Annotated in this window: 13 protein-coding genes; 11 read left to right on the top strand and 2 right to left on the bottom strand. The window is 43.3% G+C overall.

The window, feature by feature from the left end; genetic code table 11:
- Positions 1 to 8: 8 nt before the first annotated feature.
- From DWW52_RS07885 to DWW52_RS07860, 6 genes are all read left to right on the top strand, one after another.
- Entirely contained in the window at positions 9 to 1,499 is a 1,491-nt protein-coding gene (locus DWW52_RS07885; protein WP_118714907.1) for a RagB/SusD family nutrient uptake outer membrane protein, read from the top strand.
- Positions 1,500 to 1,511: 12 nt separating this feature from the next.
- Positions 1,512 to 2,276 (top strand): DUF4843 domain-containing protein, encoded by a 765-nt coding sequence (locus DWW52_RS07880; protein WP_158582522.1) that lies wholly within the window; start codon positions 1,512 to 1,514, stop codon positions 2,274 to 2,276.
- Positions 2,277 to 2,286: 10 nt separating this feature from the next.
- Positions 2,287 to 3,870 carry a hypothetical protein gene (locus DWW52_RS07875; protein WP_118714905.1) on the top strand — a complete coding sequence of 528 codons (1,584 nt, stop codon included), beginning with the start codon at positions 2,287 to 2,289 and terminating at the stop codon, positions 3,868 to 3,870.
- Between the two features lie 63 nt (positions 3,871 to 3,933).
- Positions 3,934 to 5,832, top strand: coding sequence for a protein-disulfide reductase DsbD domain-containing protein (locus DWW52_RS07870; RefSeq protein WP_158582521.1), 1,899 nt, complete (start codon positions 3,934 to 3,936; stop codon positions 5,830 to 5,832).
- A 129-nt stretch (positions 5,833 to 5,961) separates the two neighbouring features.
- Positions 5,962 to 6,564 (top strand): rhomboid family intramembrane serine protease, encoded by a 603-nt coding sequence (locus DWW52_RS07865; protein ID WP_118714903.1) that lies wholly within the window; start codon positions 5,962 to 5,964, stop codon positions 6,562 to 6,564.
- 297 nt (positions 6,565 to 6,861) lie between these two features.
- Positions 6,862 to 7,752, top strand: a complete 891-nt coding sequence (locus tag DWW52_RS07860) for a lysophospholipid acyltransferase family protein (protein WP_118714902.1) — start codon at positions 6,862 to 6,864, stop codon at positions 7,750 to 7,752.
- Positions 7,753 to 8,054: 302 nt separating this feature from the next.
- Here the strand turns inward: DWW52_RS07860 and DWW52_RS07855 are convergent, their stop codons facing one another.
- A complete protein-coding gene (locus tag DWW52_RS07855) occupies positions 8,055 to 9,053 on the bottom strand; it encodes a GGGtGRT protein (protein WP_118714901.1) in 999 nt (332 codons plus the stop codon).
- A gap of 76 nt (positions 9,054 to 9,129) precedes the next feature.
- On the bottom strand, positions 9,130 to 9,822 hold the full coding sequence (locus DWW52_RS07850; protein ID WP_118714900.1) for an iron-sulfur cluster assembly scaffold protein: 693 nt from the start codon (positions 9,820 to 9,822) through the stop codon (positions 9,130 to 9,132).
- A 244-nt stretch (positions 9,823 to 10,066) separates the two neighbouring features.
- On the opposite strand from DWW52_RS07850, the gene DWW52_RS07845 reads away from it, so the two are divergent.
- The 5 genes from DWW52_RS07845 (at position 10,067) to DWW52_RS07825 (ending at position 18,504) form a co-directional block, all read left to right on the top strand.
- Positions 10,067 to 11,461, top strand: coding sequence for an alkaline phosphatase (locus DWW52_RS07845; RefSeq protein WP_118714899.1), 1,395 nt, complete (start codon positions 10,067 to 10,069; stop codon positions 11,459 to 11,461).
- A 108-nt stretch (positions 11,462 to 11,569) separates the two neighbouring features.
- On the top strand, positions 11,570 to 12,121 hold the full coding sequence (locus DWW52_RS07840) for an RNA polymerase sigma-70 factor (RefSeq protein WP_158582520.1): 552 nt from the start codon (positions 11,570 to 11,572) through the stop codon (positions 12,119 to 12,121).
- A gap of 98 nt (positions 12,122 to 12,219) precedes the next feature.
- The gene (locus tag DWW52_RS07835) at positions 12,220 to 13,386 is read left to right on the top strand and encodes a FecR family protein (RefSeq protein WP_118714897.1); all 1,167 of its coding nucleotides are present in this window, start codon (positions 12,220 to 12,222) and stop codon (positions 13,384 to 13,386) included.
- 270 nt (positions 13,387 to 13,656) lie between these two features.
- Positions 13,657 to 17,040 (top strand): SusC/RagA family TonB-linked outer membrane protein, encoded by a 3,384-nt coding sequence (locus DWW52_RS07830; protein WP_118714896.1) that lies wholly within the window; start codon positions 13,657 to 13,659, stop codon positions 17,038 to 17,040.
- Between the two features lie 15 nt (positions 17,041 to 17,055).
- A complete protein-coding gene (locus DWW52_RS07825) occupies positions 17,056 to 18,504 on the top strand; it encodes a RagB/SusD family nutrient uptake outer membrane protein (RefSeq protein ID WP_118714895.1) in 1,449 nt (482 codons plus the stop codon).
- The last annotated feature ends 6 nt before the right edge of the window (positions 18,505 to 18,510 follow it).

The following is an 18,510-nucleotide window of genomic DNA, read 5'->3' as shown; positions in this document are numbered from 1 at the left end:
GCAGGAATATGAAGAAGGTTAATATAATATGGAGTTTATGTTTGGCATTGTTTATCATGTCTTGTGATAGCTTTCTTGATGTGAATCCTGATGCCGAGGTGGTTAACGATGACATGTTTGATAACGTGCAGGGATGCGAGGACGCGATAACCGGTATTTACGGGAAGTTGAAAAGTAATGAGGTGTACGGGGAGTATTATAACTGGGGTATATTTGATCTTTTGTCGCAGGATTTGGGGTGTAGCAGTCAGGTTACCCCTCAGTACTATTTTACACGGTACGATTATTCACAAGCGGCAACTATTTTAGAGTCGATGTGGCAAGTGCCTTACGAGATTATCGGTTACGTTAATAATGCTATTGATAATCTGGAACGGAAATCGGAGGGTAGTTATCCTTTGTTGAACTTGTACAAGGGGGAGTTGTATGCTTTGCGTGCCATGTTGCATTTTGATCTGGTAAAGAGTTTTGCTCCTCACGTGGAGAAAAGTGCGAGCGTGCAGGGAATTCCGTACGTGACCGAGTACTCGTTTAAACACACGCCCTTTTCAACGGTGGGCGAGGTGTACGAGAAGATTATTATTGATTTGAAAAAGGCTCAGACTTATTTGGAAGAAGATAAAGACAATCTCGCGTGGCCGAGAACGGATACCGGTAACGATATTGATAATTTCATGAAATATCGCCAAACGCATCTGAATTATTATGCCACGACGGGTTTACTTGCTCGTGTATTGCGGATGAAGGGGGATTACGCGGATGCCCGTACGGAGGCATTGAAGGTTATTGATTCCGGGCGTTTCCCGCTTGCTTCTAAGGACGAGATGGTCACGTTGGTGGCCGGGACGTTGTCGCAGAAGGAGACATTGTTCGGCGTGTATTCAACGAAATATGTCGAGACCACGAAGTTGAGGTTGTATGACGGGGCGTCATGGACGAGTTTTTCTCCTTATCAGGCCTCGTCCGGTGGCCAGTTCTTGTTTGATTTTAACGAGGTGTATTCGAACTATCTGGGGGATAACGCGGGGCTTGACGGTCGTTTGGTGTGGATACGTTCCCTGACAGCGGGAGGAACCAGCTACCGGTTGTTGAAAAACGTGGATGTCACGATCATCGAGAGCGCGCAGAATACTCCTTCGAATCGCGGACTCGTGGACGGGATCTCTCTCATGCGTGTTCCGGAAATGTACTATATCGTGGCGGAGGCTTACCTCCGGGAGAACAAGTTGGATGAGGCGGCCGATTACCTGAATCCCGTGTTGGTTTCCAGGGGATTGACCCGTTTGGAGGACCGGGAACCAGCCTTGACGCCTTCTTTGGATCTTTTGTATAACGAACGGTACAAGGAGTTGTACGGGGAGGGACAGAGATGGTTTGATATGAAGAAGCTGAACGCGGAAATTCGTTCAAATGCGGAATTGAAAGTTATCCCGGCTTCGGATAAAGTATATGTGTTCCCAATCCCGGAAAAGGAATTCGAGTATAGAACCCAAGAGTAAAATTGAATGGATATGAAAAGATTAATGATATTTTTAGGGGTGATAGCGTCGCTTTTGATCGCTTGTGAGAACGAGGATTACCCCGTGTATAACGTGAGCCAGAAAGACGGTGTTTTTTTAGCATACGATGAAAGTACGGATTCCGTGTTCTATAATTTCGGTTTTGATTCGAAGACGGAATATGTTTACGGGGTAACGATCAAGTTATTGGGAATGCCGAGGGATTATGACCGGACGGTGAAATTGAAGGTTAATTCCGGCAAGTACGCAAGCGAGGAATTTATCGCGGCTAAAGAGGCGTATTATGATCTCCCGGCAGAATTTACTTTCCCGGCGGATTCCGTGCAGGCGACGATCCCGGTGAAGTTGATCCGGGATGCCGAGTTGGAAAACACGCGGGCGATACTGACTTTCGAGTTGGAAGATTCTGATGACTTATTGGTAAGGGGACATTCGGAGTTCACGATTACCTTTGATGATAAAGAGCCTGCCGAGCCACAATGGTGGGCCAGTTACAAGTGGGGGGCTTTTAGCAAGTTCAAGGGACAATTGTTCTTCAAGTATTTCTGGGAAATGGAGCAGGAGAACAAGTATTTGTTCGATAAGATTGTTGCCCGTTGGGGGCGGAATTTGGATATCCCGCCGCTGATTTACCAGAATAACCCGACTATTGTTTACCCGTATGCTTTTGGAATGTACGTGGAAATGAAGATGTGGGAGTATTCGGAAGCTCATCCCGAGTTAGAGTTAAATATATCAAAACCAACAATCTATTAATCTATTGGCTATGAAAAGGATATTACAATATATCATATTCGGTGTTCTGTTATGGGGATGTATAGATGATAACTCCAAGGAGCTGTATCCTGAAAATAACCCGAATTTCTCGAATATAACCATTACTTCCCCTTCCGACACGATCAGCGTCGATCTGGGACAGGCTGTTCGTTTTAAACCGACGATCTCGCAAGAGATTGAGGGGAAAGCGTTGAGTTATCGCTGGACGGCGAACACGCTTACCCAAGAAGGGGTTTTAGGGAAAGAGTTTGAATGCGGAATGGCAGAAACGCTGGATTATATGTTCCTGGATAAAGGGTTGTATAAATTGAAGCTGGAGGTGAAGAACGAGGATTACAGCGAGGTGAAGTCGTGGGTTATGGAGGTGAGAGCTTATGACCGGGGATACTTCGTGGTGGGTAATGATGATAACACGGGAGCGGCCACGATCTCTTTCGGGCGAGAGTTGTCGGCTTCTGATATACTGGAGGGCAAGCAGATGACGTTTGCCGTGGATATCATGAAGAATATCAACCCGGAATATGACATACAGCACGTGGTCCGGATCGCGAAATCAATCATATCCTATGGCAAGAGCGAGGCAAACCTTCATGTTTTTACGCGGGACAAGATTTACGTGGCGGACCCGGAGACCTTTGAAATATTCTGGGTGGTGGATTTCGTGGCGGCCTTCCCCGGCGAGACGATTACCGAGGTGGCAATCATGGATACTTACGCGACAACGGCTTATATATTGACTTCTAAAAACCGTTTGCTGGGATATAATAAAGCTGAATTCGGTCTCTATGAAGTTGCCACGGGTAACCTTTCCGGGCAATACGCGGACGCTTTTTATGCCGATCTGTTTACCGTGATGGGGTCAAATATGAACCTGGCGTACTATTGGGTTAAGGATAACAAGGTGTTCACGAATATCAATTATTTTGAATATTACGGGGGGACGAACCCGGCAAACAACACGATGGCAAAGGTGGGTGACGTGTTTGTTGACGGGGGAAGGGCGAATGAATATGATGGTTATGATATACTCCGAATTTTCAACATGAACGGGGATTATTATTCCGGGCAGAATAACAACGCTTTTTCTGTTTGCCGGGAGAAGGCTGATCAGGATCATTACATGATTATAGAATTTACTGCCGGGATGAATGGTTTCGAGACCGTGACGAAAGTAGAATTCGATTGTCCTGATGCGACTTACCGGGAGGGTATGCGGCTGGTGCCTAACGGGCGTTATAATTCTGTCTATTATGCCGACGGGGCGAACGTGTTCGTGTGGTACCCGAAGAATGTGGCCCCGAACAATAAATTTCCTTCCAAGGCGGCGTTTAGCCTGGGCGAGGGGAAGGAGGTTACTTTTATGCGGGTAAGTTATGATATGCGGGAATTGTACGTTGGTTTCTATGACCGTAATAGCGGGGAGACATTAAAGGGAGGGTTTTATATTTATGACGCTTCGAAGATCGGGGTGACGACGAACCTGCAACCGACGAAGAAATTCGAGAATATTACATCACGTCCGACGGATATTATTTACAAATCACTGGCTTGGGATATTTATAAGCCTCAGTAACGGAATCGGGAGTAGGGACCGGGTTGCCCGGGGCCCTACCCTGTTATGAAAAAAGATGTAAGTATGAAGAAAAGTATATCATTGTTTTTGCTCCTGTTTTGTTTGAGTGAGCTCGCGTTCGTGATCCCGGTGCGGGCTCAGGAGAAGTATGACCTCAAGGTGCTGATCGTGGCGCATAATCCCGAGAAGGTGTACACGGGGGCCTATTCGGGGCCGGCTCCTAACGCCCGTCAGCAGCAGTTAGCGCTCACGCGGGGAGCCGAGTTCAAGACTTTGTTGGATAAGTTTTTCACGAAAGTGGACTTAATCGGTTCGGATGTTTACACGGCGGCTCGTTCAGAGGGATATGACGTGACGATCATGGATGATCTGCCGCCTGCCATTGACACTATTGATTACGGGTTGTACGCGAAAGGGAAGAGTTTCGACCGGGGAGGACGTCCGTTGGGCTTGCCCCGGTATATCCCGGAAGATTTTTCAGGAGCCTTGATCGTGCTGGGAGAGATCACGGACGATCTGACGTACACGATGCCGACGAAGTTCATGACGCAATGTCATTGCATTATTCAAGGCTATGCTTGTTTTTACAAGAAAGAACATGCCATTTTTAACACACCGATCAAGGTGGAATTGAAGGAGGAGAAAGTGAAAACCCCGGGTAATTTTACGAAGTATTATTCGGGCGTCGGGATTCCCCCCGAACTGGACGTGTTGTGGATGCAGACGGAGTCGAACGGGGATCGGAAGGGATACTGGGTCGGGCAAATCCTGGTGGGGATGGGGTTTGATGATTCCCCGGATTGCGAGTTTATATCGAGCAGTAATAGTTTGAAGGATATCACGGGAATGGCCTTGGGACGTTCCGGGAATATTTTCCATTGGGGCTTTTCGGCTTCACCCGATTTTATGACGGAGCAGGCGAAGCAGATATTCGTGAACACGGTGTGCTATATGGCCCGGTTTAACGGACGTCGGGGTATCACCCGTTTTCGCTCGGAAGCCCGGGCGTGGGTGAATGAATTTTGTTATCGTAAGACGGGGATGCTTCTGGATCACGCTTCGACGGAATATAAAAAATGCGGAGACCCGGAGAAAGATGAACTTTATCAATTCTATAAAGATAATTACCCGTATTTCCGTTTAGAGGGGTTGACGCCGGAGATTGACGAGGATGCGAAGTCTCTAGGAATCGCTAATTATGATGTTCGCTTGCTTGACGAGGCGATCAAGCTTCTGGGGAGTAAGGATTCGGCCCGTGCGAACAAGGGGTATCGCTTGACGAGACGTTACACGGAATATGATTTCCCGACGGTGGCGGGATGGCGGAAATGGTTTAAGAAATACGGGAAATACCTGTTCTTCACGGAAATGGGCGGGTATAAATTCCAAGTTGATACATGGAATCACCCGGAGTTGAAGGCGGAATTATCAAAGACGGCAGACCCGTATTTGCAAAAGTCATGTGTCCCGGTCAGCAAGAGTTTGATGCATCACGGAATATCTCGTCGGGAGGAGCCCACTGTTGATGATATCGTGGACGGGTCTCGCGATGTGATCGTGGGAAATGTCCGGAATAGTCCGGATGACGTGGTAAAGGTGAGCGGGAAGGTCGTGATGACGGGAGACAATCAGGCCACGTTCGAGCTGGAGGTGGATATAAAAGAGGGATGGCATATTTACGCGCACGTGCCGGAGGGAAGTGGTTTTATCCAGACGGGGATCGAGATCGAACGGGTGGACGGCGTGAGTCTTGCCGGGGCGATGATACTCCCCCGGGCGTATGATTACGAGAGCATGGAGCAGGTTACCATCTATAAAGGTAAGGTGGTTTTCAGGCAGCAATTGTCACTTGACAAGAAGGTTTTGGCGGGTAAAAGTTTGACGTGTTCCGTTTCTTTCCAGTGTTGCGATGACTATAGTTGTCAACCACCGGAGATGAAGAGCGTGTTGTTTAAATTCTAATTTTTGTTTGTCTGTGTTTTTAAAGGGAAGTGTCTGGGACGATACTTCCTTTTTTATTCAAGGAGAATGATGATGTTATGCCAATTAAAACTATATTTGTTCATTGAATGAATATAAAATAGGATTACGATGATCACTTACATTATATTGGCTGTCACGGTGGCCGTGTCAATTGCTTGTTTTAATAATTACTCGCTGTTTAATAAACTATCCTATTCTCCTTACCGGATGACACATTCGGGGGAGTGGTACCGGATTGTCACGCATGGCTTCGTGCACGCGGACTGGACGCACCTGATCGTGAATATGTTTACTTTTCTCTCTTTCGGCGTGTACGTGGAGAATTGGTTTACCGGGCTGGGATTCAGTGGGGCGAGTTTCTTGCTGTTGTACTTCGGGGGGATGATCGCGGCATCAATTTACGATTTGTGGAAATACCGGAATAATGTTTACTACACGTCTATCGGGGCTTCCGGGGCGGTTTCGGCTATTCTGTTCACGGCAATATTCCTGAACCCGTGGGATAAAATTTATTTCTTCGCGATAGTTCCCATTCCCGGTATCGTTTTTGGTTTTGTCTACTTGTTTTATTGCCAGTACATGGCGAAACGGGGCGGGGATAACATCAATCACAACGCCCACTTCTACGGTGCCGTGTTCGGTCTTGTCTTCCCGATCTTGCTGGAACCCCGGTTGTTTAACATGTTCGTGCAACAATTATTGCATAGGTAGGTTGGGTAACTGAGCATAACATGATCTTTTCGAGTTTCCAGCTCGTCCTGTCCTACCGGATCGGGAACCTGTGAAACGCCGTGAAAAAGGAGAAAAGAGGTATTGACAGTGGTAATGGAGGGTGGGGGTGTGTACAGTTGAAATGCCGAAATGCTGCTTGGTAGTGGGGTAAACGATAAATTACGTGGAGAAAGTATAAAAAAAGACTTTATTCATTGAAGGCTTAATAATTTTCTTATCTTTGAAAAGTTTGTGGTGGGAAGCAAACAAAGTACGTGTGGAATTTATACCATTTGAATGAAATTATTAGTTTATCTGTGCTCGTATTTAGGATACGCATTTCTGTGGGTAGCAAGCTTTTTGCCTTTGTCGATGATGTATTTGATTACCGATGTATTATTTATCATTTTGTATTATGGCATTCATTATCGCCGCAAGGTGGTGGATATGAATTTGAAAAATGCTTTCCCCGAGAAGAGTGAGGAGGAACGTAAACGAATAGCCTGGAAATATTATCGTCATTTATGTGATACTTTTGCCGAGTTTTATAAGTTATGGCATATTTCAGAGAAGGAGATCAAAAAGCGGTGCGTGATGGTGAATATGGATGTCCCGCATCATTATTTCGAGCAAGGGCGTAGTGTTATCGCTTTCTCCGGGCATTATGGGAATTGGGAAATGATGTATTCTTATAAATTATGGGAACCGGGAATCGAATTGATCCCTATTTACAAGCCGATTCATAACAAGGTTTTTGACCGGATGACGTGTCGGATTAGAAGCCGTTTCGGCGCGACTCCTCTGGCGAAAGCGGATACTTTACGGGTGATGATAAGAAACCAGCAGGAGGGGAAAATCGCTATGACCGGTTTTATCGGGGATCAGACTCCTAATCGGCATTCATTGAATTTTTGGACGGAATTTCTGAATCAAGATACCCCGGTGATGGAAGGAACGGAGAAAATCGCCCGGAAATTGAATCAGGCCGTGGTGTTCGTGAACCTGCGGAAAGTGAAAAGAGGATACTATCATGCCGAGTTTTATGATTTGAGCTCTAATCCCCGGGAGTTGGAACCGGGGGAGTTAACCCGTATGCATACCCGTATGTTGGAGCATTTTATCCGTGAGAACCCGGAGTACTGGCTTTGGTCTCACCGGCGTTGGAAGCATAAAAGACCCGTGGGTTAAGACGTGCCTCCCTTTTCCCAACGCTTACATCTATTCGTTATCTTTTCGTTAAGTCTTTCTTATCTCTTCGTTCCTATAGAGCCTGTTTTAACGATGGTATAAGGAAGAGATAACGAAAGGATGTAAGGCTATGTATTGAATAAGCGTGTCTGATGTATATTGTTATTACCGCGTGGGGGTGCGTCTTGATAATCTCTGGAATCTTATTTGTCCGGGATTAAAAAAGAGATTGCCTGAAAAGTTTGTTTCTTTTCAAGCAATCTTCTTATTTTGTTTATAACCAGTTAGTTATATGGGATATATTATTTCATTGCTTCTTCAATGGCAACGGCAACAGCCACGGTAGCTCCTACCATCGGGTTGTTACCCATACCGAGGAAGCCCATCATTTCCACGTGTGCGGGAACGGAGGATGATCCGGCAAACTGAGCGTCTCCGTGCATACGGCCGAGCGTGTCGGTGAAACCGTAGGATGCGGGACCTGCTGCCATGTTATCCGGGTGAAGGGTACGTCCGGTACCACCTCCGGAAGCCACGGAGAAGTATTTTTTCCCGGTTTCCATGCACTCTTTCTTGTATGTTCCGGCAACCGGATGTTGGAAACGGGTCGGGTTGGTTGAATTCCCGGTAATGGAAACGTCAACTCCTTCATGGCGCATGATAGCGACACCCTCGCGTACATCATCAGCGCCATAGCATCTTACTTGCGCGCGTTCTCCTTTGGAGTATGCTTTTTCTTTCACGATTTTCAACTCTCCGGTGTAATAGTCGAATTCCGTTTGAACGTAAGTGAAACCGTTAATACGGGAGATGATCATGGCTGCATCTTTACCCAGCCCGTTCAAGATTACTTGCAGGGGTTGTTGACGTACTTTGTTGGCTGATTTTGCGATACCGATAGCACCTTCTGCGGCTGCAAAAGACTCGTGTCCGGCAAGGAAGGCGAAGCATTTCGTTTCTTCGCGAAGCAACATGGCAGCCAGATTTCCGTGTCCTAATCCAACTTTCCGGTCGGCGGCAACGGATCCCGGAATGCAGAATGACTGCAACCCTTCACCAATAGCTTCGGCTGCTTCAGCAGCTTTTGTGCATCCTTTTTTGAGGGCGATAGCTGCACCGACTACATAAGCCCATGCCGCGTTCTCGAATGCGATGGGTTGAATATCCTTACACATTTTGTACGGGTCAATACCTTTGGCATCACAGATTGCTTTCGCATCCTCGATGTCCTTTATTCCGTAACTATTTAGAACCGCGTTAATTTGATTAATCCGGCGGTCGTAACTTTCAAATAAAGCCATAATTAATTTTAGATTTAATGATTTTAGATTTTAGATTCTTCAATTTAAAATCTAAAATTTACAATTTACAATTCATTTATTCTTGCCGCGGATCAATATATTTTGCAGCTTCAGCGAAACGACCGTATGATCCTTTTGCTTTTTCAAGGGCTTCTTTCGGGTCAATACCCTTTTTTAGCATATCGGTGAATTTGCCCAAGTTGATGAATTCGTAGCCGATAACTTCCCCGTCTTCATCCAGTCCCATGCGGGTAACGTAACCTTCGGCCATTTCCAGATAACGAGTTCCTTTGGCGTTGGTTCCGTACATGGTTCCTACCTGGCTTCGTAATCCTTTTCCAAGGTCTTCCAGCCCGGCCCCGATAGGAAGTCCTCCCTCGGAGAAGGCGCTTTGGCTGCGTCCGTAAACGATTTGAAGGAAGAGTTCGCGCATGGCGGTATTGATCGCGTCGCACACCAAGTCCGTGTTCAATGCTTCGAGCAATGTTTTTCCCGGCAGAATTTCAGAGGCCATAGCCGCGGAGTGAGTCATTCCTGAACATCCGATGGTTTCAACCAGGGCTTCCTCGATAATACCGTCCTTAATGTTGAGGGTTAATTTACACGCGCCTTGTTGCGGGGCACACCAACCGATTCCATGAGTTAAACCGGAAATGTCCTTAATCTCTTTGGAACGAACCCATTTCCCTTCTTCCGGGATGGGTGCCGGACCGTGATTCGGTCCTTTTTTCACAACACACATGTGTTGTACTTCGTGTGAGTAAATCATTGTCTTTGTTTTTTGTTGATATATTGTTAAATACCTTGTCTTTATTCTTAAAGTCGGGCAAAATTAACACATTTGTTCCGGATAAAAAACATCTTGTAAAACATATAATTGCGCATACGTTTGCGTTTTAACATATTGAACGGTAGTACGTTGCCGGAAATTTTTAGGGGAATGTAAAAAAATGACAATCAGGTTTGGCTTTTTGTTTCTTTCTATTTAGTTTTGTTAGATAAAATAAAGAAAAATGAGAAGGTTGTTATTTGTCTGGCTTATCGGAATATCTGCTTTCCTTTTGGGAAGTTGTAAGGAAACTCCACGGGTGAAATACGTGTTTTATTTTATCGGTGATGGAATGGGAGTGAATCAAGTGAACGGGACGGAAATGTATCTGGCGGAATTGGATAGTGTGATCGGAATTAAACCTCTTAATTTCGCCAGTTTCCCGGTGCGTAATTATATTACCACGTATTCTTTTTATAATGGAGTGACTTGCTCGGCAGCGGCGGGTACTGCTTTGGCTACCGGGGAGAAGACAAAGAATAACACGATCGGTATGGACCGGAACCGGGAACATCCTTTATACAGTGTTGCCGTTCAGGCCAAGGAAGTGGGGCGTAAAGTTGGGATCATCACCAGTGTAGGGATGAATCATGCCACCCCGGCCGCATTTTTCGGGCATCAGCCGAATCGAAATATGTATTTTGAGTTGGGAAAAGATGCGATCACTACAGGATTTGATTTGTATGGTGGAGGGGGAATTATCCAGGCTCGCTCACCGAAAGATTCAAGTAACCTGTTTGATTTGTTCGAACAGGCCGGTTACCTGATCGCGCGGGGAAATGAAATGTTCCGGGAGAAAATGGTCGAGACTTCCAAGCTTGTCGTGATACAGGGAGGCCCTCAAGCTACTTTGCCTTACGCTATTGATCGGGAAGATGGCGATTTTACATTGGGCCAAATGACGGAAGGGGCCATTGACTTTTTGAGCAAGGGGGAGCAGGGATTCTTTTTGATGGTGGAAGGTGGGTTGATTGATTATGCCTGCCACGTGAATGATGCGGCGACAACTTTCCGGGAAGTGGTTGATCTGGCGGATGCCGTGCAGAAAGCGTACGATTTTTATCTGAAACATCCGGAGGAAACGTTGATCGTGGTCACGGCCGATCATGAAACCGGGGGGATTGTTTTGGGTACGGGATCATATCATCTGAATCTGCGGGTGCTGGCAAATCAAAAAGTGTCGTTGAGTAAATTAACGAGTAAAATCAAGGATTTGCGGGGAGAGAAAAAGAATAAAGTTTCATGGGAAGAGATACAGGTGTTGTTAAGTGAAAATCTCGGTTTTTGGAATACGGTAAGCTTGTCGAAAGAAGATGAACAGGCATTGAAGGAGTGTTATCTGAAAACTTTTTCGGGTAAGGAAGTGGATATGGTAAAGAACTTGTACTCGGAAGATGAACCGTTAGCCAAGTTGGCTATTCGTATTATAAATCAGCTCGCTAAGGTCAGTTGGGCTAGTGGTGGGCATTCGGCCGGAGTTGTACCCGTGTATGCCGTTGGTGTTGGAGCTGATCGTTTTAACGGACGATTGGATAACACCGACATTCCCACGATTATAAAAGAGCTTGCGGGATTCTAGGGAGCCTTGCGTTAATGTTATTTGTTCTTTTTTATGGTTTATTGGGTAGGGTTTGAGTGGCTAATTTGATTTCTTTATCCACTTTTTGAATGGATGAAAAGAATGACGATGGCAGGTGAGATTTGCTATATAAATGATAAGGTCAATAATATTGAATTCATATTCAAAGAATATTATGGCTCGCTTTGTTATTTCGCTTCCCAGTATTTGAATGACGAGGAAGCGGTAGAGGATCTTGTGCAAGATGTTTTCATCACGTTATTAGAAAAAAAGATGTTTTTTCAATCCGTGGTACACCTGAAAAATTTCTTGTATTTGTCTATTCGGAATGCTTGTTTGAATTATATTCGTAATTCCCGTTCAAAAGAAAAGTATATCGCTTCTTTGGCTCATGAAGATCAACTGGAAAATATGGAGGAGGGGATTATTCTCACGGAGATACATCGAGAGTTGGCTGCAGCCGTTGAAAGATTACCGGAAGAGTGTCGTAAAGTATTTGACTTGTGTTATTTTCAAGGGTTGGACAATGAGAGTGCCGCGAAGGAATTGGGCTTGAGTATTAATACTGTGAAAGCTCAAAAGGCGCGCGGGAAAAAGATTTTGAAGGAAAATTTGAAAGATATTTTTTCGTTGTTCGTGCTGTTTAATCCATTGTTTTAGAATGATATATGTGAGAGTGATAAAATGACTTCGTATTTTTTTGAAAAAAATGAGATTTCATTTAATCCTTTTTGGGTAGGGTCGTGTAACAATAGTGTATGAAAGATAATAATATATATACGTATGACATTGCCGCGATAATATTAGCGTATTTGCGGGATGAGATTGATGAGGAGGATCAGCGAAAATTAGAAGAATGGCTGAAGAAATCCGAGTCTCATCAGGTTCTTTTGTCCCGGATTCGGGATGAAAAGATGCAATACGAGGATATTCGGAAAATATTGTCATACAATGCTAATAGCGCATGGTTATTGGTGCGACAAAAGGCTACTCGCAAGAGAAGGAAACGGATGTTTGCGATTTATCGGGTTGCAGCTTCGATCGTGGTTGTTTTGGGTGTGTCTGCTATGTTGTGGATGAGAAAAGACAAACCGGTGGAGATTGAAATAGCTGATGTGGCGACGATTACTCCCGGGCGTCCGGTTGCGAAATTGACGGTGGCTTCCGGGATGGTTTATCATTTGGATTCTTTGAATCAGGTGGAGTTGACTTCTTCTTTAGCAGAAAATAACGGGAAAGAGGTTGTTTTTAAAGATCGTCAGGAAGGTGACGGTATAGGTGAGATTAAGTATAATAAAATAGAAATTCCGAGAGGAGGAGAATATAAAATTATACTGAGTGATGGTACGCGTGTATATTTAAATTCACAAACCGAACTTCGATTCCCGGAAAGTTTTGCAAATAGTGAACAACGTTTGGTATATCTTTCCGGTGAAGCGTATTTCGAAGTAGCAAAAAATCCTTCCAAGCCTTTTATCGTGAAGTGTGAAGATTACGCTGTGAAGGTTCTTGGAACGACATTCAACGTGAATAGTTATGAGAATGAAGAGGTGTCAAAGACTACATTGGCTACTGGTAAAATCGAGATTGATATGGCCGGGAAACGAAAAGTTTTGAAACCCGGACAACAAGTTGTTATAAAAGATGGTGAGATGAACGTGAAGGAGGTGGATGTTGAAGTGTACACGACTTGGATGTACGAGAATTTCCGGTTTCAGAGTGAAAGTATTCAGGAGATCATGACGAAGCTTTCCCGTTGGTACGTGATGGATGTATTCTATGTGAATGAATCGGTCAAAAATTATCATTTTACCGGGTATTTGCCTCGATATGCTCAGATTACAGATGTGCTGGAGTTATTAAGTTTAACAACAAATATAGAATTTGATGTAAAGGGTAAGACTGTGAGTGTAATGGAGAAATAGTATAATTATAAAGCCGAAGCTGCAACTCCGGCTTTATAAGAAATGTGTACTAAATAACCCCAAAAGGGATATACAAATATATACGATTTTTCTCCCAAAACAAAGTTTAGCGATTTTTTAACAATGAAAATAAATTCATTGAATATGTGTGTTATGTATAAATTTTTCGAGTTTTAATAAACATCAATTGCTTGGATTGAAGGCAGATTCACGTGAATCTGCTGGAAAGTCCAGGAAGATGTGTGCAAAAATGACCTAAATAAATTATCGATGAGAAGAAAAATTAAAAACTGGGTGAGCAGGTGTAGCAAGTTGTCATTAGGCTGCAAACTAATGATGGTGTTGTTACTATTTACACATTTTGCGTTTTCAAGTGAAAATGCATTTGGCCAACAGACGATTACTGTACAGTTTGAAAAGCAATCGTTGAGTGAAGTTCTAAGTGTACTAAAACAAAAGACATCTTTCGAGTTCTTGTATAATGACGAGGAAATCAAAAGTGTCACGAATATCACTCGCTCTTTCACGAATGCATCTATACAGGAGGTTCTGAAATCTTGCCTTACGGGGACCAAGTACGGTTTCAAGATCGTGGATAACTTGATCGTGATAACTCCGGATGATAAAAAGAAAGACGGGGTTGAGAAACTCGTAGTGAGAGGTAAGGTCGTTGACGATGCCGGACAGACGTTGCCCGGGGTAACGATCTTGTTGAAAGGAACCACGATTGGTGTGGTGACGGATATTGACGGGAAATTTAAAATGGAATTGCCGAAACAGGATTCTTTGATCTTGATCTTCTCTTTCGTGGGAATGGAAACCCAGAATTTAGATGTCAATAAGATGAAGGATCTGAGTAAAGAGGTGACCGTTCGCATGAAAGCAGACGTGACGGAGATGGATGAGGTGGTGGTGACCGGATACGGGCAAATCAAGAAGCAAAGTTTTACGGGGAGCTCTGTGACAGTGAAAAAAGAAGATTTGTTGAAAGTTTCACAAACAAATGTAATTGCAGCTTTGCAGACTTTTGATCCTTCTTTTCGTATTGCCACGAATAATCAATGGGGATCAGATCCGAATGCGATGCCTGAAATGTATATTCGTGGACGTTCCGGTATTGGAGTGAAAGAATTGGATCCGAATTACACAACGAAAGGTAATTTGGAGAATAACCCGAACTTACCGACGTTTATCATGGATGGGTTTGAGGTAGATGTACAGAAAGTGTACGATATGGACCCGAACCGGATTGAGAGTATCACAATTTTGAAAGATGCCGCTGCGACGGCCATGTATGGATCCCGTGCTGCTAACGGTGTGGTGGTCATCACGACAGTTGCTCCAAAGCCGGGTGAGGTGACGGTTACTTATTCTTTGACAGGTGGAGTGACTTTCCCGGATTTATCGGATTATAATTTAGCTAATGCAGAGGAAAAGTTGGAAATTGAACGTCTCGCGGGGCTGTATGATCCTGAAGAAGGAGCTACAAGTATCAGTAAACAGGATTCTTATTGGAGAAGGTATAAGAATATTGCAGAAGGAGCAGATACGGATTGGATTTCAAAGCCGTTGAGAAATGCGGTCACTCATAAACACAGTCTGTATATTGAAGGTGGAAATTCGGATTTGCGTTATGCGTTGGATGCTTCTTTTAACGGGGACAATGGCGTGATGAAGAAATCTTATAGAAATAGAACCGGAGTCGGTTTTTCAGTGGATTATCGTTTGAAAAACTTCCAAGTAAAGAATTATATTTCTTATGGTTATGTAAAAGCTCAGGAATCTCCGTACGGTTCTTTTAGTGATTATACCACGTTATTACCTTATGACCGTTGTTTTAATGAAGACGGTTCTATGAGGAAAAAGTTACAATTTACTGAAATTAAAGGTCTTAGCGCCTTGAATCCTTTGTATGAGGCTAGTTTGCATAGTTATGATTACGACAAGTATGATGAGATTATTGATAATGTCAGCGTGAATTGGTTTATCAATGACTATCTGTCAATGAAAGGCCAATTCAGTATAACCAAACAATTTACAAAAGGAGAACGTTTTGTTGATCCTGAGTCCAATAAGTCATCAACCCAAGCCAGTTCCAATGAGTTGCTGACAGGTGATTTGTACGTGGACAAAGGTGAAAGAACGATGTGGGATGCTCAAGCATTTTTATATTACCAACAGTCGATAGCCAAGAATAATATAAATTTGTCTGTGGGATTTAATGCTACTTCTGATTTTGCAGAAAGCACGTCCACTCATTATCGTGGATTCCCTTCAGGAGAATTTCATTCTTCTAACTATGCGGCAGAAGTAGTGGATAAACCGACAAAATCACAGAGTCAGACTCGTTTGTTTGGTATGATTGCCAGTTTGAACTACACGTATAATGATATTTATTTGTTGGATGCTTCTGCCCGTTTTGACGGTTCTTCTGAATTTGGTTCTAATCAGAAATGGGCCCCTTTCTGGTCGGGAGGTTTGGGTATCAATATTCATAATTACGGATTTATGCAGAATAATGGTATCTTTAATCAATTGAAAATACGTGCATCTTATGGACAGACCGGTAAGGTGAATTTCCCTTCTTATTCGGCAATTACAACTTACGAGGCTCAATTTGATGAATGGTATGTTACGGGATATGGTGTTAAATTAAAAGCTCTTGGAAATAAAGATTTGTCTTGGGAGAAGACGAATACGTTCAATATCGGGTTGGATATGCAGGTATGGAATGAACGTGTGACTTTTAGTGCGGAATGGTATAATAAGAAAACAATTGATTTGATTACGGACGTAACCGTGCCGACTTCTTCCGGTTTTGCTTCTTATAAAGATAATATGGGGGAAATTCGGAATAGAGGATACGAATTTAATATTCGAGCCAATATTATCCAAAGAAATGATTTGTTGTTTGCTTTGTGGGGAAATTTCGCTCATAACAAGAATAAAATTGTGAAGATTTCGGATGCGTTGAAGGCTTATAACGAACAGGTTGATGCATTCTATAATGACCCAGCTAATAACAATGTGGCAGAGGTGAAGACCAAATATGAAGAAGGTGGATCTACGACTTCTATTTTTGCTATGCGTTCTTTAGGTATAGATCCGGCAAATGGTCAAGAATTGTTTATCACCCGAAATGGAGTTATTACTCACGAGTGGAGTGGGGCCGATCAGGTGATTGTTGGTAATACGGAACCCAAGGGACAAGGATCATTCGGGTTAAATGCTTCCTATAAAAACTTTTCGCTATTTGCTTCTTTCATGTACGAGTTTGGTGGGCAGGAGTATAACTCCACCTTAGTGAGCAAGGTTGAGAATGCGGATATTCAATATAGTAATGTGGATAAGCGTGTGTTGACGGATCGTTGGCAGAAACCGGGAGATGTTACTCCATTGAAAGATATTAAAGATCGTTCAACAACAACGAAACCTTCTTCTCGTTTCGTGCAGGATAATAACGTGCTTTCATTGAATGCATTGACTTTGAGTTATGATTTCGATACTCAATTGATCAAAAAAATAGGATTGAATGTGTTGAGATTAGAGGTGAGTACGAATGATTTGTTGCGTTTCTCTTCAATCAAACAGGAGAGGGGTACAAGTTATCCGTATGCCAAGACCGTGAATTTTACGTTGAGAGCAAGCTTTTAATAAAAAGGATGAGTTATGAAAATGAATAGATTACTACTTATATGTATATTACCGGTATTGTTTTCAGCATGTAATAGCTGGTTGGATGTACAACCGGAAGAACAAATCAGTGAGGACGAGGTTTTCTCTACCGGTAATGGTTATCGGAATGTGTTGAACGGGGTGTATAAATCATTGTCCGGAGTAAATATGTATGGCCGGGAGATGACTTGGGGCTTGATGGATGTGTTAGCTCAATGTTATAATGTATCAAATATGCCGTCTGAGTATCCGGGAAGGCAGTATAAGGAAGGAGCTGCTTTTTACGATTATGAATACACTGATTTTCATAAATTGCCTCAGGCAATTTGGGAAGAGGGATATAATGCAGTAGCTAACTGTAATAACTTGATCGCTCATGCTCGTCACGCAGACCCGGATTTATTTGAACTTAAAGAATCTGAAAGAGCGTTATTGGAAGGCGAAGCGTTGGCATTACGTGCTTTTATTCAGTTTGATATGTTACGAATTTTTGCTCCGGCACCGGTGACTTCTCCTAAAGGAACTTATATCCCGTATATTAAGGGTTATCCGGAAGTACTGTCAGTGAAGTTGTCCGTAGAGGAATGCATGGAGAATGTTATACAGGACTTGGAAGATGCAAGAAAGTTAGTTTATAAATATGATTCAATTGATATAAGGAAATTGAGAATAGAGGAGCGCTTCGATGGTCCTGATGGTGACCGCTTTTTCTATTATAGGGGATTCAGAATGAATTATTATGCTATTTCCGGTATTTTGGCTCGGGCATATTTGTATAATAATCAGCCTAATGAAGCATATAAGGTTGCAAAGGAAATTATTGATTTTCAGAATGGTACGAGATATTATGATTTTACTTCGGCAAGTAAGATGACAAAGGGAAATTTGAAATTTTACGATGATATTTTATGCGGTTTTTATTCTACAAAATTAACCGATTGGGACAAGGCGCTGAATGATGTGGTTAATGCAGATGGGGGACAGTTGTTTATGGCAGTCAAAGAGGTGGATAATTTGTTTAATGGTGAAACGGATGACTATCGTAAAAGATACCAATTGAGTGCGGTGAATCGTTTGATGAAGTATGCTTATCAAAACAATGCAACATCAGAAGGAATATTGAGTTCGAATTTGATCCCGATTATTCGTATGAGTGAGATCTATTATATTGCTGCAGAGGCTTGTTTTGATAAAGACCCGTCTGAGGCAATTGATTATTTGATGCAAGTGAAAAAGGGACGTAATCTGAGAAATGTCGATTTATCAGGAATCACATTAAAGTCTGATTTTATGGATAGATTAATTTCAGATGCCCGTCGGGAATTTTTGGGCGAAGGACAGATATTCTTTATGTTTAAACGTTTGAATCAGTCTGTACCGACTGTTAGTAATTGGAAGTCAGAGAATTTTGTTTTGAATGTGCCGGATAGTGAGAATATTTAATAGCTG

This window comes from Odoribacter sp. AF15-53 (assembly GCF_003479425.1).
In the GTDB taxonomy this organism is placed as follows: Bacteria; Bacteroidota; Bacteroidia; order Bacteroidales; family Marinifilaceae; genus Butyricimonas.
This window is presented reverse-complemented; position numbering and strand designations above follow the sequence as displayed.